This is a genomic window from Pseudomonas sp. DWRC2-2, from assembly GCF_049897885.1.
Lineage (GTDB): Bacteria > Pseudomonadota > Gammaproteobacteria > Pseudomonadales > Pseudomonadaceae > Aquipseudomonas > Aquipseudomonas azotoformans_A.
This window is the reverse complement of the sequence record NZ_JAFCXD010000002.1, coordinates 83,534-108,756: the sequence shown is the minus strand read 5'-3', so window position 1 is coordinate 108,756 and position 25,223 is coordinate 83,534. Positions and strand designations below refer to the sequence as shown.

At 60.8% G+C, this 25,223-nt stretch carries 24 protein-coding genes; 17 read left to right on the top strand and 7 right to left on the bottom strand.

Annotated elements, in window-relative coordinates; translation table 11 throughout:
• Positions 1-22: 22 nt before the first annotated feature.
• Positions 23-1,561, bottom strand: coding sequence for a murein biosynthesis integral membrane protein MurJ (gene murJ, locus ACP7EW_RS08960; protein ID WP_033896988.1), 1,539 nt, complete (start codon positions 1,559-1,561; stop codon positions 23-25).
• Between the two features lie 253 nt (positions 1,562-1,814).
• Between murJ and rpsT the strand changes: the two genes are divergently transcribed.
• A complete protein-coding gene (gene rpsT / locus ACP7EW_RS08955; RefSeq protein ID WP_003188401.1) occupies positions 1,815-2,093 on the top strand; it encodes a 30S ribosomal protein S20 in 279 nt (92 codons plus the stop codon).
• A gap of 186 nt (positions 2,094-2,279) precedes the next feature.
• On the opposite strand, the gene ACP7EW_RS08950 is transcribed toward rpsT, so the two are convergent.
• Positions 2,280-2,765, bottom strand: a complete 486-nt coding sequence (locus tag ACP7EW_RS08950; RefSeq protein ID WP_016976314.1) for an FKBP-type peptidyl-prolyl cis-trans isomerase — start codon at positions 2,763-2,765, stop codon at positions 2,280-2,282.
• On the opposite strand from ACP7EW_RS08950, the gene ACP7EW_RS08945 reads away from it, so the two are divergent.
• The 3 genes from ACP7EW_RS08945 (at position 2,764) to ACP7EW_RS08935 (ending at position 6,127) form a co-directional block, all read left to right on the top strand.
• Positions 2,764-3,054, top strand: coding sequence for a DUF3565 domain-containing protein (locus tag ACP7EW_RS08945; protein ID WP_033896987.1), 291 nt, complete (start codon positions 2,764-2,766; stop codon positions 3,052-3,054). The genes ACP7EW_RS08950 and ACP7EW_RS08945 overlap by 2 nt on opposite strands.
• A 79-nt stretch (positions 3,055-3,133) precedes the next feature.
• A complete protein-coding gene (gene pta / locus ACP7EW_RS08940; RefSeq protein WP_033896986.1) occupies positions 3,134-5,233 on the top strand; it encodes a phosphate acetyltransferase in 2,100 nt (699 codons plus the stop codon).
• A complete protein-coding gene (locus ACP7EW_RS08935) occupies positions 5,234-6,127 on the top strand; it encodes an acyltransferase (RefSeq protein ID WP_061435268.1) in 894 nt (297 codons plus the stop codon).
• Between the two features lie 58 nt (positions 6,128-6,185).
• On the opposite strand, the gene cysN is transcribed toward ACP7EW_RS08935, so the two are convergent.
• The 3 genes from cysN to ACP7EW_RS08920 all read right to left on the bottom strand — a co-directional run bounded on the left by cysN (position 6,186) and on the right by ACP7EW_RS08920 (position 9,906).
• Positions 6,186-8,084: a sulfate adenylyltransferase subunit CysN gene (gene cysN / locus ACP7EW_RS08930; RefSeq protein ID WP_426216570.1), complete on the bottom strand. Its 1,899-nt coding sequence runs from the start codon at positions 8,082-8,084 to the stop codon at positions 6,186-6,188.
• Positions 8,085-8,093: 9 nt separating this feature from the next.
• The gene (cysD, locus tag ACP7EW_RS08925) at positions 8,094-9,011 is read right to left on the bottom strand and encodes a sulfate adenylyltransferase subunit CysD (protein ID WP_005784641.1); all 918 of its coding nucleotides are present in this window, start codon (positions 9,009-9,011) and stop codon (positions 8,094-8,096) included.
• Positions 9,012-9,147: 136 nt separating this feature from the next.
• Positions 9,148-9,906 carry a Nif3-like dinuclear metal center hexameric protein gene (locus tag ACP7EW_RS08920; RefSeq protein ID WP_426216569.1) on the bottom strand — a complete coding sequence of 253 codons (759 nt, stop codon included), beginning with the start codon at positions 9,904-9,906 and terminating at the stop codon, positions 9,148-9,150.
• 100 nt (positions 9,907-10,006) lie between these two features.
• On the opposite strand from ACP7EW_RS08920, the gene algW reads away from it, so the two are divergent.
• Together algW and ACP7EW_RS08910 are read left to right on the top strand one after the other, a co-directional pair.
• A complete protein-coding gene (gene algW / locus ACP7EW_RS08915; RefSeq protein WP_028618771.1) occupies positions 10,007-11,161 on the top strand; it encodes a Do family serine endopeptidase AlgW in 1,155 nt (384 codons plus the stop codon).
• Positions 11,162-11,273: 112 nt separating this feature from the next.
• Positions 11,274-13,370, top strand: coding sequence for a TonB-dependent siderophore receptor (locus ACP7EW_RS08910; protein WP_426216566.1), 2,097 nt, complete (start codon positions 11,274-11,276; stop codon positions 13,368-13,370).
• A 60-nt stretch (positions 13,371-13,430) separates the two neighbouring features.
• Here the strand turns inward: ACP7EW_RS08910 and hemH are convergent, their stop codons facing one another.
• Both hemH and ACP7EW_RS08900 read right to left on the bottom strand, forming a co-directional pair.
• Complete coding sequence (hemH, locus tag ACP7EW_RS08905) at positions 13,431-14,456, bottom strand: ferrochelatase (protein ID WP_426216564.1); 1,026 nt, start codon at positions 14,454-14,456, stop codon at positions 13,431-13,433.
• A 14-nt stretch (positions 14,457-14,470) separates the two neighbouring features.
• Complete coding sequence (locus ACP7EW_RS08900) at positions 14,471-15,370, bottom strand: TIGR01777 family oxidoreductase (RefSeq protein WP_426216562.1); 900 nt, start codon at positions 15,368-15,370, stop codon at positions 14,471-14,473.
• 197 nt (positions 15,371-15,567) lie between these two features.
• On the opposite strand from ACP7EW_RS08900, the gene ACP7EW_RS08895 reads away from it, so the two are divergent.
• The 11 genes from ACP7EW_RS08895 to ACP7EW_RS08845 all read left to right on the top strand — a co-directional run bounded on the left by ACP7EW_RS08895 (position 15,568) and on the right by ACP7EW_RS08845 (position 25,192).
• The gene (locus ACP7EW_RS08895; RefSeq protein WP_426216560.1) at positions 15,568-16,554 is read left to right on the top strand and encodes an NAD(P)/FAD-dependent oxidoreductase; all 987 of its coding nucleotides are present in this window, start codon (positions 15,568-15,570) and stop codon (positions 16,552-16,554) included.
• Positions 16,551-16,766 (top strand): TIGR02450 family Trp-rich protein, encoded by a 216-nt coding sequence (locus ACP7EW_RS08890; protein WP_033896978.1) that lies wholly within the window; start codon positions 16,551-16,553, stop codon positions 16,764-16,766. The genes ACP7EW_RS08895 and ACP7EW_RS08890 overlap by 4 nt, the downstream gene beginning before the upstream one ends.
• A 113-nt stretch (positions 16,767-16,879) precedes the next feature.
• Positions 16,880-17,839, top strand: a complete 960-nt coding sequence (locus tag ACP7EW_RS08885; protein ID WP_426216558.1) for a YbgA family protein — start codon at positions 16,880-16,882, stop codon at positions 17,837-17,839.
• A gap of 3 nt (positions 17,840-17,842) precedes the next feature.
• Positions 17,843-18,772 (top strand): MerR family transcriptional regulator, encoded by a 930-nt coding sequence (locus ACP7EW_RS08880; protein ID WP_426216556.1) that lies wholly within the window; start codon positions 17,843-17,845, stop codon positions 18,770-18,772.
• Positions 18,773-20,218 (top strand): deoxyribodipyrimidine photo-lyase, encoded by a 1,446-nt coding sequence (gene phrB, locus ACP7EW_RS08875; protein ID WP_426216554.1) that lies wholly within the window; start codon positions 18,773-18,775, stop codon positions 20,216-20,218. It abuts the gene before it with no gap.
• On the top strand, positions 20,211-20,633 hold the full coding sequence (locus tag ACP7EW_RS08870; RefSeq protein WP_038845752.1) for a nuclear transport factor 2 family protein: 423 nt from the start codon (positions 20,211-20,213) through the stop codon (positions 20,631-20,633). Before phrB ends, ACP7EW_RS08870 begins: the two co-directional genes overlap by 8 nt.
• Entirely contained in the window at positions 20,630-21,412 is a 783-nt protein-coding gene (locus tag ACP7EW_RS08865; protein ID WP_426216551.1) for an SDR family NAD(P)-dependent oxidoreductase, read from the top strand. The genes ACP7EW_RS08870 and ACP7EW_RS08865 overlap by 4 nt, the downstream gene beginning before the upstream one ends.
• A complete protein-coding gene (locus ACP7EW_RS08860; protein WP_426216549.1) occupies positions 21,409-22,656 on the top strand; it encodes an NAD(P)/FAD-dependent oxidoreductase in 1,248 nt (415 codons plus the stop codon). The genes ACP7EW_RS08865 and ACP7EW_RS08860 overlap by 4 nt, the downstream gene beginning before the upstream one ends.
• Positions 22,653-23,462, top strand: coding sequence for a DUF1365 domain-containing protein (locus ACP7EW_RS08855; RefSeq protein WP_426216547.1), 810 nt, complete (start codon positions 22,653-22,655; stop codon positions 23,460-23,462). The genes ACP7EW_RS08860 and ACP7EW_RS08855 overlap by 4 nt, the downstream gene beginning before the upstream one ends.
• Entirely contained in the window at positions 23,449-24,720 is a 1,272-nt protein-coding gene (locus ACP7EW_RS08850) for a class I SAM-dependent methyltransferase (protein WP_426216545.1), read from the top strand. The genes ACP7EW_RS08855 and ACP7EW_RS08850 overlap by 14 nt, the downstream gene beginning before the upstream one ends.
• On the top strand, positions 24,713-25,192 hold the full coding sequence (locus ACP7EW_RS08845) for a DUF2878 domain-containing protein (protein WP_426216543.1): 480 nt from the start codon (positions 24,713-24,715) through the stop codon (positions 25,190-25,192). Before ACP7EW_RS08850 ends, ACP7EW_RS08845 begins: the two co-directional genes overlap by 8 nt.
• Positions 25,193-25,223 lie beyond the last annotated feature (31 nt).

Sequence of the window (25,223 nt, the reverse complement as noted above, 5' to 3'; positions counted from 1 at the left end):
CGGTTTTATCGCGGCAAACTCTCTAACCCAGGGACTTGCGATTGAAATCCCGCAGGCGGAAGCCCTGCAGCAGCAACATCCCGAAGTACACCACCACGCCCGCGACGACCAACACGCCAAGACGCATGAAGCGCTCCAGCATTTGGCCTTCATCCCACGCTGGCATGAAGTGCATCAGACCCAGCAGCACGGCCGACATCATCGCCACAGCCACCAGCAACTTGAGGGCAAACAGGCCCCAGCCTGGCTGCGGCTGGAACATCTGCTGCTTACGCAATTGGTAAAACAACAGCCCGGCGTTGATGCACGCACCCGCACTGATCGCCAGGGCCAGGCCGGCGTGGGCCAGCGGGCCGATAAACACCAGGTTGAGCAGTTGCGTGACGATCAGCGTGAATATCGCGATTTTCACCGGCGTACGGATGTTCTGCTGGGCATAGAAGCCGGGAGCCAGCACTTTGATCACGATAATGCCAAGCAGGCCGACGGAATAGGCGACCAGCGCGTGCTGGGTCATCAAGGCGTCATGGGCATCGAACTGGCCGTATTGAAACAGCGACACGGTCAACGGCTCGGCCAGGATCCCCAGCGCCAGGGCACATGGCAGTACCAATACAAAGCACAGGCGCAGGCCCCAGTCCAGAATGCGTGAATACTCCTGGCGATCCTTGCTGGCGTAGGTGCGCGCCAGGGTCGGCAGCAGAATCGTGCCCAACGCCACGCCCAGCACGCCAGACGGTAACTCCATCAGACGGTCGGCGTAGTACATCCACGACACCGAGCCGGACACCAGCAGCGAGGCGAACGCCGTATTGATGATCAGGGAAATCTGGCTGACCGACACGCCGAGGATCGCCGGCAGCATATTGCGCATCACGCGCCATACGCCGGTGTCCTTGAGGTTCAGGCGCGGCAGCACAAGCATGCCGATCTTTTTCAGGTGCGGCAGTTGGTAGAGCAATTGCGCCAGGCCGCCGGCCAGTACGGCCCAGCCCAGGGCCATCACCGGTGGATCGAAGTAAGGCGTGAGGAATAGCGCGAAGATGATCATGCTGACGTTTAGCAGGGTCGGCACGAAGGCCGGCACCGAGAAACGGTTCCAGGTGTTGAGGATCGCACCGGCCAAGGAAGACAGGGAGATCAGCAATATATAAGGAAAGGTCACCCGCAGCAGGTCGGTGGTCAGCGCAAATTTTTCCGGTGTATTGGCAAAACCGGGCGCCGTGGCCCAGATCACCCAGGGCGCGGCGAGCATGCCGAGGACGGTCACCAGCATCAAAACAAGGGTCAACAGGCCTGAGACGTAGGCAATAAAGGTGCGGGTGGCTTCTTCGCCCTGCTGGGTCTTGTATTCGGCCAGGATCGGCACGAAGGCCTGGGAAAACGCGCCTTCGGCAAAGATCCGCCGTAGCAGGTTGGGCAGTTTAAAGGCAATAAAGAAGGCATCCGTGGCCATGCTGGCGCCGAAAATACGCGCCAGCAGCGTGTCGCGCACAAACCCCAGAACCCGGGAGATCATCGTGATAGAGCTGACGGCGGCCAACGATTTGAGCAGATTCATTGAAAGAGTTTGCGCCTTTAGATAAAGAGCAGGCGAACAAAGCGCCTACTTATGCGATACTGCGCGCCTGCAACAGCACAGAGCCAAAGCTCGCGAGTTTACAGGTCAAGCGCCGGAAATAAATCACCCGCCTCTTCAGATCGACCACTCAGCAGTTCGCATCAGCCGCCCTTGACAACCCATCAAGTCATCGGCATGATTCGCGGCCTATTTTGTTTGCTATTTCCTAAAAAGTCTTTCGAGGAGCTCGACGGTGGCCAACACACCTTCCGCCAAAAAACGTGCAAAACAGGCTGAGAAGCGTCGCAGCCACAACGCCAGCCTGCGTTCCATGGTTCGTACCTACATCAAGAATGTAGTTAAAGCCATCGACACCAAAGACGCTGAAAAAGCTCAAGCAGCTTACGTTCTGGCTGTGCCAGTTATCGACCGCATGGCCGATAAAGGCATCATCCACAAGAACAAGGCCGCTCGTCATAAGAGCCGCCTGAATGGCCACATCAAGGCTTTGAGCGTTCCTGCTGCTGCCTAAGTGGTAACAACTGCAACGCGACCCAGGTCGCGAAACAGTTAAGAAATGCCCCGTACCGAAAGGTCCGGGGCATTTTTGTTTGTGTGGGCTTGCTCGCACACATTTGGACTGCGTACATTCTTTGGGCACAAAAAAACGCCCCGAACCAGTCGGGGCGTTTTTGCTAGCAACTGATCACTACATCAATCAGTGCTGGTGACCGCCTTCACCGTGGACGTGGCCGTGGGCCACTTCTTCCTGGGAAGCGTCGCGGATGGCAACGATCTTCACTTGGAAGTTCAGGCGCTGGCCAGCCAGTGGGTGGTTGCCGTCGACGGTCACGTCGTCGCCGTCCAGATCACGGATAGTCACGATCTGCATTTGGCCGTCCGGCGCGGAAGCGTGGAACTGCATGCCCACTTCCAACTCGTCAACGCCTTCGAACATGCTGCGGCTCAGGGTGCTGACCAGTTCGGCCGAGTACTCGCCATAGGCATCTTCAGGTTCTACGGCAACGGTCAGTTCATCACCGACGTTCTTGCCTTCCAGTGCCTTTTCCAGGCCTGGGATGATGTTACCTGCGCCTTGCAGGTAGACCAGCGGCGCGCCGCCGGCGGAGCTGTCGATGACCTCACCAGCGTCGTTGGTCAGGGTATAGTCGATGGAGACAGCCTTGTTAGCGGCGATCGTCATGGGGCGAGACCTTTTGCATAAGAATGAAGAACGGACAAGTCTAAACAAGGATTTGCCCGAAAGCGAACAGAACCCGGACAGACGGGACCGATCAACGGCATCCTTCATCATCGGGTTCCATCAGGATGACGACCAGCACTGGGTTGCGGAGCTGTCCTGTGGCCACACCCAGCACCTGCGTCACCAGCCACCCTGGCAGTCCCGCGCCTGGGTACTCGACCCCGCGCAACGCCTTGAAAAAATAGGCCAGCCCTTTGCCTGCGGCTGGTGTGCGCAAGCACACGAATAACGATAACCTTGGCGCCTGATTCCCGGTAGACGTTCAACCATAGAGCCTCACCGAAGCCATGCACCTTCAGAGAATTCGCATGCAGACTTTTTTTATCGCGCCCACCGATTTTGGTGTGGGTCTGACCTCCATCAGCCTGGGGCTGGTGCGTACCCTTGAGCGGGCCGGGCTGAAAGTCGGGTTCTTCAAGCCGATTGCCCAACCACACCCCGGCGATACCGGCCCCGAGCGTTCCACCGAACTGGTGGCGCGCACCCATGGCCTCAAGCCGCCACAGCCCCTGGGCCTGGCCCACGTGGAGCGCATGCTCGGCGACGGCCAGCTCGACGAACTGCTCGAAGAAATCATCACGCTGTACCAACAAGCCGCCGTGGGCAAGGACGTACTGATCGTCGAAGGCATGGTGCCGACCCGCAGCGCCAGCTATGCGGCGCGGGTCAACCTGCACCTGGCCAAGAGCCTGGATGCGGAAGTGATCCTGGTCTCGGCCCCGGAAAACGAAGTGCTCACCGAACTCTCCGGGCGCGTGGAATTGCAGGCCCAACTGTTCGGCGGGCCGAAAGACCCGAAAGTGCTCGGCGTGATCCTCAACAAGGTGCGCACCGACGAAAGCATGGAAGCCTTCGCGGCGCGCCTCAAAGAGCATTCGCCCCTGTTGCGCAGCGGCGATTTCCGCCTGCTCGGCTGCATTCCCTACCAGCCCGAACTCAACGCCCCGCGCACCCGTGACGTGGCCGACCTGATGGGCGCGCAGATCCTCAACGCCGGCGACTACGAAACCCGGCGCATGACCAAGATCATCATCTGCGCCCGTACCATGCGCAACACCGTGGAGCTGCTCAAGCCCGGCGTACTGGTGGTGACCCCCGGCGACCGCGACGACATCATCCTCGCCGTCAGCCTCGCCGCGATCAACGGCGTGCCCCTGGCCGGCCTGTTGCTGACCAGCGACACCCTACCCGACCCGCGCATCATGGAGTTATGCCGTGGCGCGTTCCAAGCCGGGCTGCCGGTGTTGTCGGTGAGCACCGGTTCCTACGACACGGCGAACCAGCTCAACAGCCTCAACAAGGAAATCCCGATTGATGACCGCGAACGTGCGGAGATCATCACCGATTTCGTCGCCAGCCATCTGGATGCGCGCTGGTTGCATCAGCGTTGCGGCACGCCACGGGAGATGCGCCTGTCGCCGGCGGTGTTCCGCTATCAGTTGATCCAGCGCGCCCAGGCCGCCAACAAACGCATTGTATTGCCCGAAGGCAGCGAGCCGCTGACCGTGCAAGCCGCCGCGATCTGTCAGGCGCGGGGCATTGCGCGCTGCGTGCTGCTGGCCAAACCGGCGGACGTGGAAGCGGTCGCCCGCGCCCAGGGCATCGAATTGCCCGAAGGCCTGGAGATTCTCGACCCGGACCTGATCCGCCAGCGCTACGTCGAGCCGATGGTCGCGCTGCGCAAGAGCAAGAGCCTCAACGCGCCGATGGCCGAGCAGCAGCTGGAAGACACCGTGGTGATCGCCACCATGATGCTCGCGCTGGACGAAGTGGACGGCCTGGTCTCCGGCGTTATCCACTCCACCGCCAATACCATCCGCCCTGCCCTGCAGCTGATTAAAACGGCGCCGGGCTGCACGCTGGTGTCGTCGGTGTTCTTCATGCTGTTCCCCGAGCAGGTGCTGGTGTACGGCGACTGCGTGATGAACCCGCACCCAAGCGCCGCCGAATTGGCGGAGATCGCGTTGCAAAGTGCCGACTCGGCGGCGGCATTCGGCATCACGCCACGCGTGGCAATGATCAGCTATTCCAGCGGCGACTCGGCCAGCGGCGAGGAAGTGGAGAAAGTCCGCGAAGCCACCCTGCTCGCCCACGAACAGCAAAGCTCGTTGCTGATCGACGGGCCGCTGCAATACGACGCCGCCGCCAACGAAAACGTCGCGCGGCAACTGGCGCCCAACAGCCAGGTCGCCGGCAAGGCCACGGTGTTCGTGTTCCCCGACCTCAACACCGGCAACACCACGCACAAAGCCGTGCAGCGCAGCGCCGATTGCGTGAGCCTGGGGCCAATGCTCCAAGGCCTGCGCAAACCGGTCAACGACCTGCCGCGCGGCGCCCAGGTAGACGACATCGTGTACACCATCGCGCTCACCGCGATCCAAGCCGCCAACCGACCTATGGATATCTAAATGCTGGATTTTCTACCTGCCGCCGTGCGCGGGGTGATCGCTTCGTTGTTGTTGGCACTGAACACGATCCTGTTGTGCTCGTTCCTGTTTATCGTGGCGCTGTTCAAGGCGTTGCCGTTTGCCAAGCGCTTCAGCGAATGGCTGATGAACCACACCCATGAAGCCTGGGTGACCAACAACAAGGGCTGGATGAACCTGGTGCGGCGCACGCGCTGGCACCTCACCGGCCTGGAGGGGCTGGACTATCAGCACTCGTACCTGGTGACCAGCAACCACCAGAGCTGGGTCGACATCATGGTGCTGCAATACGTGCTGAACCGGCGGGTTCGTCCGCTGAAGTTCTTCCTGAAACAGGAGCTGATATGGGTGCCGGTGATTGGCCTGGCATGGTGGGCTCTGGGCTTTCCGTTCATGAAGCGCTACACCAAGGCCTACCTGGAAAAACACCCGGAAAAGAAAGGCAAGGACCTGGAAACCACCCGCAAGACCTGTGCGAAGTTTCGCGACAACCCGGTGGGCATTTTCAACTTTGCCGAAGGCACGCGGTTTACCCCGGGCAAGCATGCACAGCAAAAGTCGCCGTTCCGTTATCTGCTCAAGCCTAAAGCCGGTGGCATTGCGTTTGTGCTGGATGCGATGGGTGAGCAGTTGAAGTCATTGGTCAATGTGACCATTCACTACCCCGCCGGTCGCCCTGGGTATTGGGATTTGCTGTGCGGGAATGTGCAGGACGTTGTGGTGCAGTTTGAAGAAGTGCAGATCCCGGCCGCGTTCATTGGCAAGAATTATGAGCAGGATGGGGAGTACCGGACGGCGTTCCAGGGTTGGATCAACCGGTTGTGGGAAGACAAGGATGCATTACTGGAAAAGCTGCATACCCAGTACCCTCGATAATTCATGAAAAAGCCCGCCATCGATCACTCGATGGCGGGCTTTTTTGTGGCTGCGATCTTTAGATCGCGCCGCGCTGACGCAACAGCTCTAGCACTTGCTTGACGCTTTCTTCCAACGACAAGGCCTGGGTGTCGATCACCAGGTCGGCATTCAACGGCACGTCGTACGGGAAGGATTCGCCAGGGATGTTATCCCCACCCGCCGCGTACAGGCCCTGCGGATCACGCTCGGCGCACACCAACGGCGACGCTTGCACGTAGACGGTCAGCAAACGATCACTGCCAATCAGCGCCTTGGCCTGTTCACGGCCTTCGGCATCCGGCGCCACAAACGCGGCCAGGGTCAGCAGGCCCGCTTCGTTGAACTGACGCGCCACGTGAGCGGCACGACGCCAGTTCTCGGTACGCCCAGCCCGGTCCTGCGGCAAGCCTTTGTTAAGGTCGTGACGCAGGTTCTGGCCATCGAGCACGAACACCGCACGGCCCATGTCGAACAGCTTGCGCTCAACCGCGTAGGCCAAGGTGCTCTTGCCCGCGCCCGACAGGCCACTGAACAACACGGTGGCCGGTTGCTGGCCAAAGCGCAGCGCGCGTTCTTCGGTGGCGACGTGAGCCAGCTTGCCGTGTTGCGCCGAGCTGCCGTGGGTGACCGGCGGCGCGATGATCATGCCCGCTGCCACGGTGCCGTTGGTCAAACGGTCGATAACAATGAACGCGCCAGTGGTGCGGTTGCTGTCGTAACCGTCCAGGGCGATGGCGGCGTCGAGGCTGACCTTGACCCGGCCAATTTCGTTCAGTTGCAGCGAACTCGCCGGACCTTCGGCCAGGGTGTTCACATCCATGCGGTGCACGATGCTGGTGATGGAACCCGGCACGTAGCTGGTGGCGCGCTTGATGTCGTATTTCTTGCCCGGCAGCATCGGCTCTTCGGCCATCCACACCAGCATGGCGTCGAAGGCGTCGGTCACTTGCGGCACGTTGTCGGCGTGTACCAGCAGGTCGCCACGGGAGATATCGATCTCATCTTCCATGGTCAGGGTCACGGCTTGGCCTGGGCCGGCGTGTTCCAACTCACCTTCAAAGGTGACGATGGATTTGACGCGGCTGCTCTTGCCCGACGGCAGCACCACGACTTCGTCGCCCTTGTGCACGATGCCGCTGGCCAGGGTGCCGGCGAAACCACGGAAGTTCAGGTTCGGACGGTTCACGTACTGCACCGGGAACCGCAGGTCGGTGTAGTTGCGGTCGTTGGCGATCTCGACGGTTTCGAGGATCTCCATCAGCGACTGCCCGGTGTACCAAGGCGAACGCTCGCTCTTGTTCACCACATTGTCGCCCTTGAGCGCCGACATTGGCACAAACGCCAGGGTGCTCGGTTTGAACGCGATACCGTCGGCGAACTTCAGGTAATCGGCCTTGATCTGCTCGAAGACGCTCTGATCGAAGCCGTTGATGTCCATCTTGTTGACGGCCACCACGATGTGCTTGATGCCCAGCAACGAGGCGATAAAGCTGTGGCGACGGGTCTGGGTCTGCACGCCGTAGCGCGCATCGATCAGGATGATCGCTAGGTCACAGGTGGAGGCACCGGTGGCCATGTTGCGGGTGTACTGCTCATGGCCGGGGGTGTCGGCGATGATGAATTTGCGCTTGGCGGTGGAGAAGTAGCGGTAGGCCACGTCGATGGTGATGCCTTGCTCACGCTCGGCCTGCAGGCCGTCAACCAGCAGCGCCAGGTCGATATCATCGCCGGTGGTGCCGGACTTCTTCGAATCGCGGGTGATGGCTTCCAGGTGATCTTCGTAGATCATCTTGGAGTCGTGCAGCAGGCGCCCAATCAGGGTGCTCTTGCCGTCGTCGACGTTGCCGCAGGTCAGGAAGCGCAACATTTCCTTGCGCTCGTGCTGGCCCAGGTAGGCGAGGATGTCCTCGCTGATCAAATCAGATTGATGCGACATGACAGCCCCTTAGAAATAGCCTTGACGTTTTTTATCTTCCATCGAGCCTGCACCATCGTGGTCGATGACACGGCCCTGGCGCTCGGAAGTTCGCGTCAGGAGCATTTCCTGAATGATGTCCGTCAGCGTCTCGGCTTCGGACTCCACCGCGCCCGTCAACGGGTAGCAGCCAAGGGTACGGAAACGTACTTTCTTTTTGACGATTCGGGCTTTGTCTTCGTCGGACAGGTGCTCGAGGATGCGGTCGTCGTCGATCATGATCAACGTGCCGTTCTTCTCGATCACTTCACGCTCGGCGGCGAAGTACAGCGGCACGATCGGGATGCCTTCAAGGTAGATGTACTGCCAGATGTCCAGCTCAGTCCAGTTGGACAGCGGGAACACACGGATCGACTCGCCCTTGTTGACGTTGCCGTTGTAGACGTTCCACAGCTCGGGACGCTGGTTTTTCGGGTCCCAGCGGTGTTTGCTGTCGCGGAACGAATACACGCGCTCTTTGGCGCGGGATTTCTCTTCATCGCGACGGGCACCGCCGAAAGCGGCGTCGAAACCATGTTTGTCCAACGCCTGCTTGAGGCCTTCGGTCTTCATGATGTCGGTGTGCTTGGCACTGCCGTGGGTGAAGGGATTGATGCCCTGCGCCACGCCGTCCGGGTTCACGTGGGTGATCAAGTCCAGGCCCAGCTCCTCGACCATCTTGTCGCGGAACTTGTACATCTCCTGGAATTTCCAGCGGGTGTCGACGTGCATCACCGGGAACGGCAGTTTGCCCGGGAAGAAGGCCTTGCGTGCCAGGTGCAGCATCACGGCGGAGTCTTTACCGATCGAGTAGAGCATCACCGGGTTGTCGAACTCGGCGGCGACCTCGCGGATGATGTGGATGCTTTCCGCCTCCAGCTGTTTCAGATGCGTCAGTTTGTCGACCATGGTTACTCACGGAAAAACGATCTTATGGACGGCCAGCGGGCCGTGTTCGAGCGGGGCATGCTAGCACAGCACCTGCTTCTATTCAGGGAGCCATCTAGATCGAAACGGTATATGAATATGCCCCCAGGTTTGGCCCTCAAATCGGGTTGGGGCAGTCGATGAACAGATGCTCCAGGGCAAAGCGCCGCGCCAGGTAATCGCCCAGGGCCTGTACGCCGTAGCGCTCGGTGGCGTGGTGGCCGGCGGCGATGAAGCTGATGTCGTTTTCGCGGGCGCTGTGGAAGGTCTGCTCGGAGGCTTCGCCGCTCAGGTACAGGTCGACGCCAGCGGCAATCGCCTGGTCGATGTAGCCCTGGCCACCGCCGGTGCACCAGCCGACGCGGCGGATCATGTCGCTGCCTTCGATCAGCAGCGGTTCGCGGCCCATGACTTCCTGCACGCGGCGCGCGAAATCACGGGGCGACAAGGGCTCGGCGAGGGAGCCGACCAGGCCGACGATCTTGGGGTTGCTCGGGTCCAACGGGCCTTCGACGGTGATGTCGAGTTGACGGGCAAGTTGCACGTTGTTGCCGACGTCGGGGTGCAGGTCCAGCGGCAGGTGGTAGGCCAACAGGCTGATGTCGTGCTTGAGCAGGGTCTTGAGGCGACGCTGCTTCATGCCGGTGATGCAGGGGTTTTCGCCTTTCCAGAAATAGCCGTGGTGTACCAGGATCAGATCGGCCTGGGCTTCGACGGCCGCGTCCAGCAGGGCTTGGCTTGCGGTCACGCCACTGACGATGCGCATCACTTGCGGGCGGCCCTCGACTTGCAGGCCATTGGGGCAATAATCGACAATTTTGGCGCTGCCGAGGTAGCGGTCCGCTTCCTCGACGAGGGTGGTAAGGGGGACGGCCATAAAAGACTCCTAAATATCCCGTTCGCAGGCGTCACAGCCTCGTATAATGCGCGACATTATGGGCGCTCTCCCGCCCCCTGCAACCTGTCAGGACTTATTGATGCTCAAGGCGCTGCGTTTTTTTGGATGGCCATTGTTGGCTGGCGTGCTGATCGCGATGCTGATTATTCAGCGTTACCCCGAGCTGGTGGGCCTGCCAAGCCTGGATGTGAACCTGCAACAGGCGCCGCAGACCAGCGCGGTGGTGCAAGGCCCGGTGACTTATGCCGACGCGGTCACCATCGCCGCCCCGGCGGTGGTCAACCTGTACACGACCAAGGTCATCAATAAACCGGCGCATCCACTGTTTGAAGACCCGCAGTTCCGCCGCTACTTCGGCGACAACGGGCCGAAGCAGCGGCGCATGGAATCCAGCCTGGGTTCGGGCGTGATCATGAGCCCTGAAGGCTACATCCTCACCAACAACCACGTGACCACCGGCGCCGACCAGATCGTAGTGGCCCTGCGTGACGGTCGCGAAACCCTGGCCCGCGTGGTGGGCAGCGACCCGGAAACCGACCTCGCGGTACTCAAGATCGACCTGAAAAGCCTGCCGTCCATCACCCTCGGCCGTTCCGATGGTTTGCGCGTCGGTGATGTGGCATTGGCCATCGGCAACCCGTTCGGTGTGGGCCAGACCGTGACCATGGGCATTATCAGCGCCACCGGGCGTAATCAGTTGGGCCTCAACAGCTACGAAGACTTCATCCAGACCGACGCAGCGATCAACCCGGGCAACTCCGGCGGTGCGCTGGTGGATGCCAATGGCAACCTGACCGGTATCAACACAGCGATTTTCTCCAAGTCCGGCGGCTCACAGGGCATTGGTTTTGCGATCCCGGTGAAGCTGGCGATGGAAGTGATGAAGTCGATCATCGAGCACGGCCAGGTGATCCGTGGCTGGCTGGGGATTGAAGTACAGCCGTTGACCAAGGAACTGGCCGAGTCGTTTGGCTTGACCGGACGCCCAGGCATCGTGGTCGCCGGGATCTTCCGCGACGGCCCGGCGCAGAAAGCCGGCCTGCAACTAGGGGATGTGATCCTCAGCATCAATGGTGAACCGGCAGGTGATGGCCGCAAGTCGATGAACCAGGTGGCGCGGATCAAGCCGACCGACAAGGTGGCGATCCAGGTGATGCGCAATGGTAAGGAGATCAAGTTACTGGCGGAAATCGGTTTGCGTCCACCGCCGGCGCCGGTCAAAGAAGAGGAATAAAGCGCCTCGTCCAGGTGCCCGTTCGCGGGCATCTGTAAGTTGATGTTTCAAAGTAATCCATTCTCATTGGTCATGTTATATTGTTTCAATATCGCTATTGGAACGCTCTATCATGCCGTCTCGAAGAATCGCCCCCTTGGCTGGCCTGGCCTTGGGTTTGCTGCTCGACCCCGCCTACGCCGAAGACAACACCCTGGAACTCGACGCCATCAGCGTCACCACCGACGCTTATGAGTCCGCCACCGGCCCCGTCAAAGGCTACCGCGCCACCCGTTCCGCCAGCGCGACAAAAACCGACACCGCGATTCGTGACATCCCCCAATCCATCAGCGTAATTCCTGCCACAGTGCTCAAAGACCTGGGCAGCAACAACGTGGAACGCGCCCTGGAATTTGCCGGCGGCGTGTCCAAGCAGAACAACTTCGGTGGCCTGACCCTCTACGAATACAGCGTGCGCGGCTTCACCACGTCAGAGTTCTATCAGGATGGTTTCAGCGCCAACCGTGGCTACCCCAGCACACCGGACGCGGCGAACATCGAACGCATCGAAGTGCTCAAGGGCCCCGCCGCCAGTTTGTACGGCCGCGGTGATCCCGGCGGCACCGTGAACATCGTCACCAAGAAGCCCCAGCCTGAAGCGTTCACCACCCTGCAAACCAGCGCCGGCAGTTGGGACCGTTATCGCACTGCCTTGGACGTCAACACCCCGCTGGACAGCGAAGGCAAGGTACTGACGCGGGTCAACCTGGCGGTGGAAGACAACCACAGCTTCCGCGACCACGTGCAGAGCAAGCGGGTATTCGTCGCGCCTTCGTTCAGTTGGCAATTGGACCCGGACACCAGCCTGCTGGTGGAAAGCGAATTCGTGCGCCACAGCTCCACCTTCGACCGTGGCATCGTCGACGCCCCCGGTATATCCCGCTCCACCTTCCTCGGCGAACCGAACGACGGCGACATCGACAACCACAACAACCGCATTCAGGCGACCCTCGAACATCACCTCAACGACGCCTGGAAACTGCGCCTGGCCAGCCACTACAAGCAAGGCAGCCTGTGGGGCGACGCCTCGGAAAACCGCGCACTGAACGCCGACGGCCACACCGTCAACCGCCGCTACCGCGAACGCTCGACGGGTTGGCACGACAGCATTACCCAGCTGGAACTGCGCGGCCTGTTCGACATTGGCAGTTGGCAGCACGAATTGCTGGTCGGCACTGAATACGAGGATTACCGCAAGAAAGAACGCGTGACCGCCATCGCCGGCAGCCCGTACGCCATCGATATCTACCGCCCGGTCTACGGCCAGCCCAAACCCAACGGCGCGCGCTCGGGTACCGACTTCTTCGAACAGACCAAAAGCCACGCGCTGAACCTGCAAGACCAGATCATCTTCACTGACCGCCTGCGCGGCATGGTCGGTGCGCGCTTCGAGCATTTCGAGCAGAGCATCGACGACTTCACCCGCAACCACGCCAAGAGCAAGCAGACCCACGACGCCTTTACCCAACGCGCCGGCCTGCTGTATCAGCTCACGCCGCAAGTCGGGGTGTTTGCCAATGCCTCCACCTCGTTCAAGCCTAACAGTGGCCTGGATGCCAACAACAAATCCTTCAAGCCGGAAGAAGGCGTGGGCTATGAAGTTGGGATCAAGAGCGAGCTGTTCGACGACCGCCTCAGCGCCACCCTCGCCGCGTTCCATATCGAAAAGGAAAACGTGCTGACCCTGGACCCGGCCACTAACCTCAACCGCGCCGTGGGCAAGGCGCGCAGCCAGGGTTTTGACTTGCAACTGACCGGGCAAGTGACCGATGCCGTACGGGTGATTGGCGCGTTTGCCTACATCGACGCTGAAGTGACTAAAGGCGAAAAAGCCATTCCGGCCGGCAGCCGCATCCTTGGCGTGGCCAAGCGCAGCGGCAGTCTTTTGGGCGTGTATGAGTTTCAGGATGGCGCGTTGCGCGGCTCGGACCTGGGCGCAGCGTTCACCTATGTGGGCGATCGTTCCGGTGAGGCCGGCACGCAGTTTGAGCTACCGGCCTATCACACCGTTGATCTGCTGGCCCATTACAAGGCTACGGAGACTGTCACGGTAGGCCTGAACCTCAACAACCTGTTTGATGAGAAGTACTACGAGCGGTCCTACAGCAACTATTGGATCAACCCCGGTGAGCCGCGCAATCTCAGCGTCAGCCTGACCCTTAACCTGTAAACCTGACAAAATGTGGGAGCAAGCTTGCTCGCTCCCACATTTAGACCGCGTCAGGTTCAATTACAGTGCAACCGGCGCCCGTTCGCACAAGGTATTGAGCGCCTGCGCCCACTGCGGGTCATCATTCAGGCACGGCACCAGCACCAACTCCTCCCCCCCGGCCTCGCGGAACTGCTCCAACCCGCGATCGCCGATTTCCTCCAGGGTCTCGATGCAGTCGGCGACAAACGCCGGGCACATCACCAGCAGCTTTTTCACACCTTGCTGGGCCAACGCCTCGAGCCGGGCTTCAGTGTAGGGTTCGATCCACTTCGCCCGACCTAGCCGAGATTGGAACGCCACCGACCACTTGCCCTCAGGCAAGCCCAGGCGCTCGGCAAAATCGCGAGCGACGCTGAAGCATTGCGCGCGGTAGCAGGTTTTCAACACCTCCGGCGAGGCGTTCTTGCAGCAGTCGGCATCCTTGAAGCAGTGCTGGCCTGTCGGGTCGAGTTTGGTCAGATGACGCTCAGGCAGGCCGTGGAAGCTCAGCAGCAGGTGATCATAATCCTGCTCCACATAGGAGCGGACACTCGCCGCGAGGGCGTCGAGGTATTCCGGCTGGTCATAGAACGGCTGCAAGATCGAGAACTGCACGCTCAGCTTCTTATCACGTACAACCCGCTTGGCCTCTTCAATCACCGTGGTCACGGTGCTGTCGGCAAACTGCGGGTACAACGGCGCCAAGGTCACTTTGCGAATGCCCTGGGCGGCGAGGCGGGTCAGCACGCTTTCAATGGACGGTTCGCCATAGCGCATCGCCAACTCCACCGGGCCTTGGGTCCACTGCGAAGTCATCTGCTGCTGCAAACGACGACTGAGTACCACCAACGGCGAACCTTCATCCCACCAGATGGATGCGTAGGCGTGGGCCGACTGCTCGGGGCGCTTGATCAGGATCAGCGACACCAGCAAGCGCCGCACCGGCCACGGCAGGTCGATCACATAAGGGTCCATCAGGAACTGATTGAGGTAACTGCGCACATCGGCCACCGAAGTGGACTTTGGCGAGCCCAGGTTGACCAGTAACAACGCGTGATCCGTCATGCAACATCCTATCTCTAGAGGCGGCTGGACAAGTCGTCCAAGGCCGCGCGCAACTCAGTGAACTGGAAAGTGAAACCGGCGGCCAGCAAGCGCTCGGGCACCGCCTTCTGCCCACCCAGCAACAGTCCAGACAACTCGCCCAGGCCCACCTTCAATGCAAAGGCCGGCATCGGCATGAACGCTGGACGGTGCAGCACCTGGCCCAGGGTTTTCGCAAATTCGCGATTGCGTACTGGGTGTGGCGCGCAGGCATTATAAGGACCACGGGCATCCGGCTTGTGCAGAAGAAAATCAATCAGGGCGATTTGATCCTGGATATGCACCCACGGCATCCACTGCCGACCATTGCCAATCGGCCCGCCCAGCGCCAGTTTGAAGGGCAGCAACAGCCGCGACAAAAAGCCGCCCTCGGCCGACAGCACCAGGCCGGTACGCACCAACACGACACGAATGCCCAAGGCTTCGGCGCGCTGGGCGGTTTCTTCCCAGGCGATACACAACTGGCTGGGGAAATCGTCCTGCACCGGGCCGCTGGCTTCGGTTAATTCCCGCTCGCCGCCGTCGCCGTACCAGCCGACCGCTGAACCGGAAATCAACACCGCTGGTTTTTGCTCCAGACCTTCAAGCCATGCCAGCAAGGTTTCAGTCAGACTGATGCGGCTGCTCCACAACAACGCCTTGCGCTTGTGGGTCCAGGGGCGATCAGCAATGGGCGCGCCGGCCAGATTAATGACCGCATCCACCGGGCCGATCACCTGTTGCAGGTGTTCGACGCCTGCGACTTGAGCGCCGCATCGCTTGGCAACCTGTTCCGGCTGACGACTCCACACCGTCAGCCGATGCCCCTGCGCAAGCCAGTGTTGGCAGAGTTGGCGGCCGATCAGGCCAGTACCGCCGGTCAGCAAAATGTGCATGGGATCTTCCTCATGTAACGTTCGCCGCCCCTCACTGGTCTATTTTATAAGCAGCGGGCGTAACGTTGAATTAAGCCTCTGCTTTAACAATAGGTCACGCCGTAAGAACAGGTAAGCCAAAACTTATACCAAAAAACAATATTGTACAGCTATTGGTGTCGGCGTAGTCTGTACCCAACGGTAAAACGAGGCCTCCCATGACTGTTCCCATCGCGATCATCGGCACCGGCATCGCCGGTCTCTCCGCCGCCCGAGCGTTACGAGACGCGGGGCACGTTGTACAACTCTTCGATAAAAGCCGCGGCAGTGGTGGCCGCATGTCCAGCAAGCGCAGCGATGCCGGCTCACTGGACATGGGCGCGCAATATTTCACCGCGCGCGACCGGCGCTTCGTCAACGAAGTACAACGCTGGCAAAGCAACGGCTGGGCCGAGCAATGGGAACCCCAGCTGTACAACTTCAAATCCGGCCAACTCACCCCCTCGCCCGATGAACAGATCCGTTGGGTCGGCACGCCGCGCATGAGCGCGATCACCCGCGCCCTGCTCGACGACCTGCCGGTGGAATTCGGTTGCCGTATCACCGAGGTGTTCCAGGGTAAACAGCACTGGAATCTGTTGGATGCCGACGGCGAAAATCACGGCCCGTTCAGCCACGTGATCATCGCCACCCCAGCGCCCCAGGCTACCGCCCTGCTGGCTGCCGCACCTAAGTTGGCCAGTGCCGCCGCCGGCGTGAAGATGGACCCGACCTGGGCCATCGCCCTGGCCTTCGATAAGCCCCTGGATACACCGATGGAAGGCTGTTTCGTCCAAGACAGTCCCCTCGATTGGCTGGCACGCAACCGCAGCAAGCCGGGACGCGACACCCTCCTCGACACCTGGATACTGCATGCCACCAGTGCGTGGAGTCGGGACCATCTGGACCTGTCCAAAGAGGCGGTGATAGAACACCTGCACGGCGCCTTCGCCGAATTGCTGCACAGCGCCATGCCAGCGCCGTCTTTCAGCCTGGCGCACCGCTGGCTCTATGCACGACCGTCCAGCAGCCACGAATTCGGCGTGCTGGCCGACGCTGATCTGGGCCTCTACGTATGTGGCGACTGGTGCCTGTCAGGCCGGGTCGAAGGGGCGTGGCTCAGTGGCCAGGAAGCCGCGCGTCGCTTGATCGAACACCTGCAATGAACCGCATCAATCCGGCTAAATTGCTGCTGTCGAAATGGACAGCAGCTCATCCTCGCAACAAAGAAAAACACTTTTTGGTCACCGAACTGTTTCGGGATGAAGAAGGTGTCGTGCTGGAAATCGAACTGCAAGCCGTCATGACCCGACGCGCCGAACGCTTCGCCTGGCAGACCCTGCAAAACGCCGACGCTTGGAAAATCGGCTGGAAATAAGGGTCCTGCAAAAAACTTGTACAAACAATTTGACTTGTACAGCATCGAATCTATGATGGGATTTAGTTGTACAAGATTTCAGCCTTGTACAGGAATCTTGCAGAGGTTCGTTTATGTCCAGCACCACCAAACCAAAGATCGCCATCAGCGCCTGCCTCCTGGGCGAGAACGTGCGCTTCAACGGCGGCCATAAACAATCCCTGCTGTGCAGCCAGACCCTCGCCGACTATTTCGACTTCGTGCCGTTGTGCCCCGAGGTTGCCATCGGCCTGGGCATTCCCCGCGAACCGATCCGCCTGGTGGGTGACCCGGCCCACCCGCAAGCCGTCGGCACGGTGCACCGCGAACTGAACGTCACCCAGCCGCTGGACGATTACGGCCAGCAGATGGCGTCGGAACACACCGACCTTTGCGGTTACATTTTCATGCAAAAGTCACCCTCGTGCGGCCTGGAGCGGGTCAAGGTCTACCGCGACAACGGCACCCCAGTCGACGGTGGCGGGCGCGGCATCTACGCCCAAGCCTTTTGCGCGCGTCACCCCAATCTGCCGGTGGAAGAAGACGGTCGATTGAATGACCCGGTGCTTCGGGAAAACTTCCTGACCCGCGTCTTCGTTTACGCCGATTGGCAAAAGCAGCTGGCTGAAGGCCTGACCCGCCATCGCCTGCTGGCCTTCCATTCACGCTACAAATACCTGTTGATGGCCCACAGCCCGGCGCACTACAAAAGTCTCGGCCACCTGCTGGGCAGCATGACCAAAGAGACCCACCTTGATGAATTGGCCGCCTGTTACTTCAGCGACCTGATGACCGGCCTGAGCCAATGCGCCACCCGCGGCACCCACACCAATGTGCTGCAACACATCAGCGGTTACCTCAAACAAGTCATCAGTGCCGACGACAAGCAGGAAATGCAGACCGTCATCGGTCAGTACCGCCAAGGCATCGTGCCGCTGGTGGTGCCACTGACCCTGCTCAAGCACCACTTTCGCCAACACCCGGACCGCTACATCGCGCAGCAGGCCTACCTGCAACCGCACCCGGAAAACCTCAGCCTGCGAAATGCGATCTAGCCCATGAAAGCTGCCCTGCAAGACGAACCCGGCGAAGACATCGCCCAAGCCCTCGAAGACGGCTGGCTGCCGATCCGCGAGGTGGCGCGCCAGACCGGCGTCAACGCCGTGACCCTGCGCGCCTGGGAACGCCGCTATGGCCTGATCGTGCCCCAGCGCACGCCCAAGGGCCATCGGTTGTTCAGCGCCGAACATGTACAACGCATCCACACCATCCTCACCTGGCTTAATCGCGGCGTGCCAGTGAGTCAGGTCAAAAGCCTGATCGACTCAGCACTCAGCGTTCCCGATGCCGTGGAAAACGAATGGCACACCCTGCGCCAGAGCCTTGTGCAAGCCATCAGCGAATTGGCCGAACGCCGGGTGGATGACGCCTTCAACCAAGCCATGGCGCTATACCCGCCGCGCACACTGTGCGAGCAACTGCTGCTGCCATTGCTGCAGGAGTTGGAACAACGCTGGCAAGGCCAGTTCGGCGCACAGATGGAGCGGGTGTTTTTCCTGTCCTGGCTGCGTAGCAAGTTTGGTGCGCGCATCTATCACAACAATCGCCAGCTGCATGGCGCGCCGCTGCTGCTGGTGAATCAATCCGACCTGCCCTTGGAGCCGCACCTGTGGCTCAGCGCCTGGCTCGCCAGCAGCGCCGATTGCCCGGTGGAAGTGTTCGACTGGCCGCTGCCTGCCGGTGAGCTGGCCCTTGCGGTGGAACACCTGCAACCGCGCGCGGTGCTGCTGTATTCGAGCAAGGCGCTCCACCTGTCAGTGTTCGCAAAACTTTTGAGTGGCGTCAGTTGCCCAAAATTGATGGTCGGACCAACGGTATGCATCCACCAGGCCGAGTTGACCGTATTAACCCAGGACATCCCTGATTTGTTCGTCGCCGAAGAGCTGTTGTCGGCCCACCAGCTATTGATCCAGCGTGGACTCGTTTAAATGCATTTGATCTGGCTGCGCACCGACCTGCGCCTACACGACAACACCGCCCTGGCCACCGCGAGCCAGCGAGGACCGATTGCCGCCGTGTACCTGATCACGCCGCAGCAATGGCTCGCCCACGACGATGCGCCGTGCAAAGTCGACTTTTGGCTACGTAACCTGCAAGACCTGAGCAAGACGCTGGGCTCGCGGAACATCCCCCTGCTGATTCGCACTGCGGCCACCTGGGATAAGGCGCCCGACGTATTGAGCAAACTGTGCCGTGAACTGTCGGTTGAGTCGGTCCACGTCAACGAGGAATACGGCATCCACGAAAGTCGTCGGGATGCGGCTGTGTCCAAGGCCCTGGAAGCCGATGGCGTGACATTCCACAGCTACCTTGATCAACTGTTCTTCCAACCCGGCAGCGTGTTGACCAAGACGGGCACGTATTTCCAGGTGTTCAGCCAGTTCCGCAAGGTTTGCTACACCCGCCTGCACAGCGCCCTGCCACGTATCGTCGCAGCGCCAAAGGCCCAGGCACCGATCAAGTTGAAAAGCGACCCAGTCCCCAATACGGTCGAAGGTTTCGAACCACCCAGCGATAGCATGCGCGCCCTCTGGCCTGCCGGTGAAGACGAAGCCCGACGTCGCCTCGACGCCTTCGCCGACCAGCAAATCAGCTACTACAAGGACGAGCGCGACTTCCCCGCCAAGCCCGGCACCAGCCAGCTCTCCGCCTACCTCGCGGCGGGTGTGGTTTCGCCGCGCCAGTGCCTGCATGCCGCGCTGCAAACCAACGGCGGCGAGTTCGAAAGTGGCGACATGGGCGCCATCACCTGGATCAACGAACTGCTCTGGCGAGAGTTCTACAAGCACATCCTGGTGGGTTACCCACGGGTTTCCCGTCACCGTGCGTTTCGCCCAGAAACCGAAGCCGTGGCCTGGCGCAACGCGCCCAAGGACCTGGCCGCCTGGCAGGAAGCGCGTACCGGCCTGCCGATCATCGACGCCGCCATGCGCCAACTGCTCGAAACCGGCTGGATGCACAACCGCCTGCGCATGGTGGTGGCGATGTTCCTGACCAAGAACCTGCTGATCGACTGGCGCGAAGGCGAGCGTTTCTTCATGCGCCACTTGATCGATGGCGACCTCGCTGCCAACAACGGCGGCTGGCAGTGGAGCTCGTCCACCGGCACTGATTCGGCACCGTACTTCCGGATATTCAGCCCGTTGAGTCAGTCGGAGAAATTCGACAGCGAAGGCATTTTCATCAAGTACTGGCTGCCGGAGTTGGCCGCGCTGAATAAAAAAGAAGTGCACAACCCCGAAACCGTCGGCGGCTTGTTCGGCGTGGCCGACTACCCGCGTTCGATTGTCGACCTGAAGAAATCCCGCGAACGCGCCCTGGCCGCCTTCCGCAGCCTGCCTTCGCGCCAAGCTGTCGGGGGCGAACATGAGTGATTTCCTGCGCCGCTTCGCCCAGGCGTTCGCCACGCTGGACAAGCACAACCTGCATTTGCTCGACAACCTGTACAGCCAGGACATCGCCTTTGCCGACCCGCTGCACGAAGTGCATGGCCTGCCAGCCCTGCACCGCTACTTCGCAGAGCTGTACAGCAACGTCAGCCAACTGCGCTTCGACTTCCACGGCTTCGACCAGGTGGCCGAAGGCGAAGGTTACCTGCGCTGGAAAATGAGTTTCTGCCACCCGCGCCTGGCGGGCGGCAAGGTCATCCGCGTGGAAGGCTGCTCGCACTTGATGTGGCGTGACAAGGTATACCGCCATCGAGATTACTTCGATGCCGGCGCCCTGCTGTACGAACACTTGCCCGTACTGGGCAGCGTCATCAGTTGGCTGAAAAGGAGAATGGGATGAGCAGCACAGTGCCCCGTCGTTATTGGCTGACCGGCGCCAGCAGTGGCATCGGGGCCGCGCTGGCCGTGGAGTTGCTCAACAGCGGCGCCCATGTAGCGCTGAGTTCGCGCACCAAAGGGCCTTTGGAAGCGCTCGCGCAGCGTTACCCCGGCCAAGTGCTGGTAGTCGCGGGCGATCTGACCAACAGCCAGACCGTGCGCGAGATCGGTGAACATATTGGCGTGGTCTGGGGTTCGCTGGACACCGTAATCCTCAATGCAGGCACCTGTGAGTACGTAGACGCGCGGCAGTTTGATTCATCGATTATCGAACACGTGGTGCGCACCAACCTGCTGGCCAGCAGTTATTGCATCGAAGCCGCGCTGCCACTGTTGCGCGCAGGGCACACGCCACATCTGGTGGGAGTCGCCAGCGCCGTGACCTACCTGCCGATGCCCCGCGCCGAAGCCTACGGCGCGTCGAAGGCCGGCCTGCGCTACCTGTTCGAATCCTTGCGCATCAGCCTGGCGTCGGAAAATATCGACGTCACCGTGATCAGCCCGGGTTTTGTCGACACGCCGCTGACCGAACGCAATGACTTCCCCATGCCACTCAGTTGGCCGGCGGACAAGGCTGCGAAACATATCTTCAACAAGCTGGAAAAGCGTCCGCTGGAGATTGCGTTTCCCGCGCTGTTTATCGCCACCCTCTGGCCGCTGTCGAAACTGCCGAACCGCGCACAATTAGCCATCGGCAAGCGCATGCTGCGCAGCCCACCGCCGAAAAAGGACGACCTGTGAAGATCGCCATCATCGGCAGCGGCATCGCGGGGCTGACCAGTGCCTACCTGCTCAGCCGCCAGCATGAGATCACGCTGTTCGAAGCGGGCGACCGCATCGGCGGGCATACCCACACGGTCAACGTGACCGTCGAGGGTAAAAGCTATGCGGTGGATACGGGCTTCATCGTATTCAACGACTGGACCTACCCCAACTTCATCCGCCTGTTGGGGCAGATCGGGGTGACGTTCAAACCTACCGAGATGAGCTTCTCGGTGTGCGAGGAGAACACTCGGTTCGAATACAACGGTAATAACCTCAACAGCTTGTTTGCCCAGCGTCGCAATATTTTGTCGCCGGGGTTCTGGGGCATGCTGCGTGACATCTTGCGCTTCAATCGCCAGGCGCCGCTCGACCTGCAGGAACAGCGCATCAGCGCTGAGATGACCCTGGGCGACTACCTCGACGCCAACGGTTATGGCGAGCGGTTTATCCGCCATTACATCGTACCGATGGGCGCGGCGATCTGGTCGATGTCCCTGGCCGACATGCTGGGTTTCCCCTTGCAGTTCTTCGTGCGTTTCTTCAAGAACCACGGTTTGCTGTCAGTGAACAACCGCCCGCAATGGTGCGTGATCGAGGGGGGCTCCAGCCGTTACATCGAACCGCTGACCCGCAGCTTTCGTGAACAGATCCGCCTCAATTGCCCTGTGCATAACGTCGAGCGCAGCGACGACGGCGTGGTTATCCACAGCCTGGCCGGCAGTGAGGCATTCGATCGCGTGGTCTTCGCCTGTCACAGCGACCAAGCCCTGGCGTTATTGGCCGACCCGAGCCAGGCCGAACAAGACATCCTCGGCGCCCTGCCCTATGCCGACAACGATGTGGTGCTGCACACCGACACCCGCCTGCTGCCCGACCGCAAACTGGCCTGGGCCAGTTGGAACTACCGGCTGAGCGGCACGGCGCAGAAGCAGGCGGCCGTGACCTATGACATGAACATCCTGCAAGGCATCGACAGCGCCACCACCTTTTGCGTCAGCCTCAACCAGACGCCGATGATCAACCCGCTGAAGGTGCTCGCCCGCTACACCTACGCCCACCCGCAATACAGTCTGGCGGCGGTGGCCGCCCAAGAGCGTCGGGAAGAAATTTCGGGCGTGCGCAATACCTTTTATTGCGGCGCCTATTGGGCCAACGGTTTTCACGAAGACGGCGTGGTCAGCGCGCTGCACGTGGCCCAAGCCTTTGGGGAAACCCTGTGAACAGCGCCCTGTACAGCGGCTGGATTGCCCATCGCCGGTTTGCGCCCAAGGCCCATGCCTTTCGCTACCGCATTGGCTTGCTGTACCTGGATCTGAGCGAAGAACACGAAGTGCTTGGCCTTTCGCCCCTGGCCGGGCGTAGCCGCCTGGCGCCCTTCGGTTTTCGCCAGCAGGACTACCTGCGTGAATTGACGCGCACCGGCATCAGCTTGAGCGATGCGGTGCGCCAGGAAGTCGGCAAGGCACTGGGGCACACACCCCAGGGCGTTATCTGCCTACTGACCCAGGCCCGCAGTTGGGGCCTGGCTTTTAATCCCGTGAGTTTCTTCTACTGCTTCGAGACCGACGGACGTCTGGCCGCGATCCTGTGTGAAGTGACCAACACCCCGTGGCGCGAGCGTTATCACTACGTGCTGCCGGCCCAGGCCCTGGCTGCGGAGGAGCACCAACACTTCGCCGTGGCCAAGGCCTTCCATGTGTCGCCATTCTTGCCGCGCGACCTGGAATACCGCATGAGCTTCAGCCCGCCCGCCGCCAGACTCGGCGTGCATATGGCCGATTGGCAGGGCGAACTGAAAGTCTTCGATGCGACCTTGAGCCTGCAAAAAGAAACGCTCAACCGCGCTAGCCTGCACCGCTACCTATGGCGTTTTCCGTGGATGACCGCCAAGACCTGCCTCACGATCTATTGGCAGGCCCTGCGCCTGTTGCTCAAACGCACACCGATTTTTTCCCACCGGGCCGCCGATGGCGCCTCTCGCACTGCAGTCGGGTACACCAAGGATCGCCGCCATGAAATCCCCTAGCTTATCGGTCAAGACCCATCGCCTGAACGTCAACGGCATGACTGCCGCGCTGCTGCGCAAGGGCGTGCTGCGTCAACTCAGCCAATTGCGCCATGGCCAGTTGGTGGTGATCGAGGACGGCGAGCGGCAAGTCTTCGGCGCACGCGAAGCGCACCTGCTGGGCGAAATCCAGATCCTTGATTCGGCCGTGTGGGGCCTGGTGGCGGCCAACGGTTCCATCGGCGCCGGTGAGGCATTTATCCACGGTTACTGGAGCAGCCCGGACCTGACGGCAGTGGTTCGCGTGATGGTCAGCAACCTCGACGTGCTTGACGCGATGGAAGGCGGCCTCGCTCGCCTGGCCCGTCCGTTCACCCAGGGCCTGCACTGGCTCAACCGCAATACACGCAAGGGATCGCAGAAAAATATCGCCGCCCACTACGACCTGGGCAATGACCTGTTCGAAGAATTCCTCGACCCGACCATGATGTACTCGGCGGCGCAATTCCTGACCGCCGACGACACTTTGGAGCAGGCGCAACTGAACAAGCTGGAGCGCATCTGCCAGAAGCTGGCGCTCAAGCCGAGCGACCACTTGCTGGAGATCGGCACGGGCTGGGGCAGCATGGCGCTGTATGCCGCGCAGCATTATGGCTGCAAGGTCACCACCACGACCTTGTCCAAGGAGCAGTTTGCCTACACCGAAAAACGCATCGCGGCCTTGGGCTTGCAGGACCAGGTCACGCTGCTGTTGCAGGATTACCGCGACCTTACTGGCCAGTACGACAAGCTGGTGTCCATCGAGATGATCGAGGCGGTGGGCCATCGCTTTCTGCCGACTTACTTCAAACAGTGCGCGCACCTGCTCAAGAGCGATGGCCTGATGCTGCTGCAAGCCATCACCATTCGTGACCAACGCTACGAGCAAGCCAAAACCAACGTCGACTTTATCCAGCGCTACATCTTTCCGGGCGGCGCCCTGCCTTGCGTGCAAAAGATGCTGCAGATCGTCAGCCGCGACACCGATATGAACTTGCTGCACATGGAAGATTTTGGCCTGCACTACGCGCGAACCTTGCGCCTGTGGCATGAGAACTTTCGCCGCGCCCACGGCCGCCTTGCAGAATTGGGCTACGACGAATACTTCCTGCGGCTGTGGGAGTTCTACCTGTGCTACTGCGAAGGTGGCTTTATGGAGCGCACCATCGGCACCGCGCAATTGCTGCTGGCCAAGCCGTCCGCGATCAACCCGCCGCTGCTCGGGCGCTTCAGTGCTTAAGACGCTGGCCAACGCCGTGCTGTTTCAGTGCGGTTGGTTTGCGTGTGTGCTCGGCGGTGACAGCGTGTGGCTGCTGGTAGGGCTGGCCGTACTCGCCATTCATCTGCTGTGGATAAGTTCTTGGGCTGAAGACGGCAGGCTGATCCTCAGCGTAACGGTAGTGGGCACCCTGCTGGATACGGCGTTGCGCACGCTGGGCGTGTTTCATTTCACTGAACCGGGCCCGATGATTCCCTTCTGGCTGATCCTGTTATGGGCGTTGCTGGCGACCACGTTGCGCCATTGTTTGGCCTGGAGCGCTCGCCCCTGGTGGCGTGCGGCTGTACTCGGCGCAGTGGGCGGCCCGCTCTCTTACTATGCCGGTAGCCAGTTGGCCGGCGTACAGTTCGGTTTCGGCCTCACCCCCACGATGGCCTTACTGGCGCTGCTGTGGGCGGCGGTGTTTGTAGGCCTGCACCGACTGGCGCGCTGACGCCTGTCAGTCGTTTCACACCTGCATCACC

What these genes read in the sequence shown, in the direction of transcription:
- ACP7EW_RS08950 (WP_016976314.1), bottom strand. Translation starts at nt 2,765, where the DNA reads ATGACGATCGCCGCTAACAAGGCTGTCTCCATCGACTATACCCTGACC.
- ACP7EW_RS08900 (WP_426216562.1), bottom strand. Translation starts at nt 15,370, where the DNA reads ATGCACATTTTGCTGACCGGCGGTACTGGCCTGATCGGCCGCCAACTC.
- murJ (WP_033896988.1), bottom strand. Translation starts at nt 1,561, where the DNA reads ATGAATCTGCTCAAATCGTTGGCCGCCGTCAGCTCTATCACGATGATC.
- ACP7EW_RS08870 (WP_038845752.1), top strand. Translation starts at nt 20,211, where the DNA reads ATGAGTGATTTCCTGCGCCGCTTCGCCCAGGCGTTCGCCACGCTGGAC.
- hemH (WP_426216564.1), bottom strand. Translation starts at nt 14,456, where the DNA reads ATGACGGATCACGCGTTGTTACTGGTCAACCTGGGCTCGCCAAAGTCC.
- pta (WP_033896986.1), top strand. Translation starts at nt 3,134, where the DNA reads ATGCAGACTTTTTTTATCGCGCCCACCGATTTTGGTGTGGGTCTGACC.
- cysD (WP_005784641.1), bottom strand. Translation starts at nt 9,011, where the DNA reads ATGGTCGACAAACTGACGCATCTGAAACAGCTGGAGGCGGAAAGCATC.
- ACP7EW_RS08890 (WP_033896978.1), top strand. Translation starts at nt 16,551, where the DNA reads ATGAACCGCATCAATCCGGCTAAATTGCTGCTGTCGAAATGGACAGCA.
- ACP7EW_RS08865 (WP_426216551.1), top strand. Translation starts at nt 20,630, where the DNA reads ATGAGCAGCACAGTGCCCCGTCGTTATTGGCTGACCGGCGCCAGCAGT.
- ACP7EW_RS08945 (WP_033896987.1), top strand. Translation starts at nt 2,764, where the DNA reads ATGGGGCGAGACCTTTTGCATAAGAATGAAGAACGGACAAGTCTAAAC.
- ACP7EW_RS08920 (WP_426216569.1), bottom strand. Translation starts at nt 9,906, where the DNA reads ATGGCCGTCCCCCTTACCACCCTCGTCGAGGAAGCGGACCGCTACCTC.
- phrB (WP_426216554.1), top strand. Translation starts at nt 18,773, where the DNA reads ATGCATTTGATCTGGCTGCGCACCGACCTGCGCCTACACGACAACACC.
- ACP7EW_RS08885 (WP_426216558.1), top strand. Translation starts at nt 16,880, where the DNA reads ATGTCCAGCACCACCAAACCAAAGATCGCCATCAGCGCCTGCCTCCTG.
- ACP7EW_RS08895 (WP_426216560.1), top strand. Translation starts at nt 15,568, where the DNA reads ATGACTGTTCCCATCGCGATCATCGGCACCGGCATCGCCGGTCTCTCC.
- cysN (WP_426216570.1), bottom strand. Translation starts at nt 8,084, where the DNA reads ATGTCGCATCAATCTGATTTGATCAGCGAGGACATCCTCGCCTACCTG.
- ACP7EW_RS08910 (WP_426216566.1), top strand. Translation starts at nt 11,274, where the DNA reads ATGCCGTCTCGAAGAATCGCCCCCTTGGCTGGCCTGGCCTTGGGTTTG.
- ACP7EW_RS08935 (WP_061435268.1), top strand. Translation starts at nt 5,234, where the DNA reads ATGCTGGATTTTCTACCTGCCGCCGTGCGCGGGGTGATCGCTTCGTTG.
- algW (WP_028618771.1), top strand. Translation starts at nt 10,007, where the DNA reads ATGCTCAAGGCGCTGCGTTTTTTTGGATGGCCATTGTTGGCTGGCGTG.
- ACP7EW_RS08880 (WP_426216556.1), top strand. Translation starts at nt 17,843, where the DNA reads ATGAAAGCTGCCCTGCAAGACGAACCCGGCGAAGACATCGCCCAAGCC.
- ACP7EW_RS08850 (WP_426216545.1), top strand. Translation starts at nt 23,449, where the DNA reads ATGAAATCCCCTAGCTTATCGGTCAAGACCCATCGCCTGAACGTCAAC.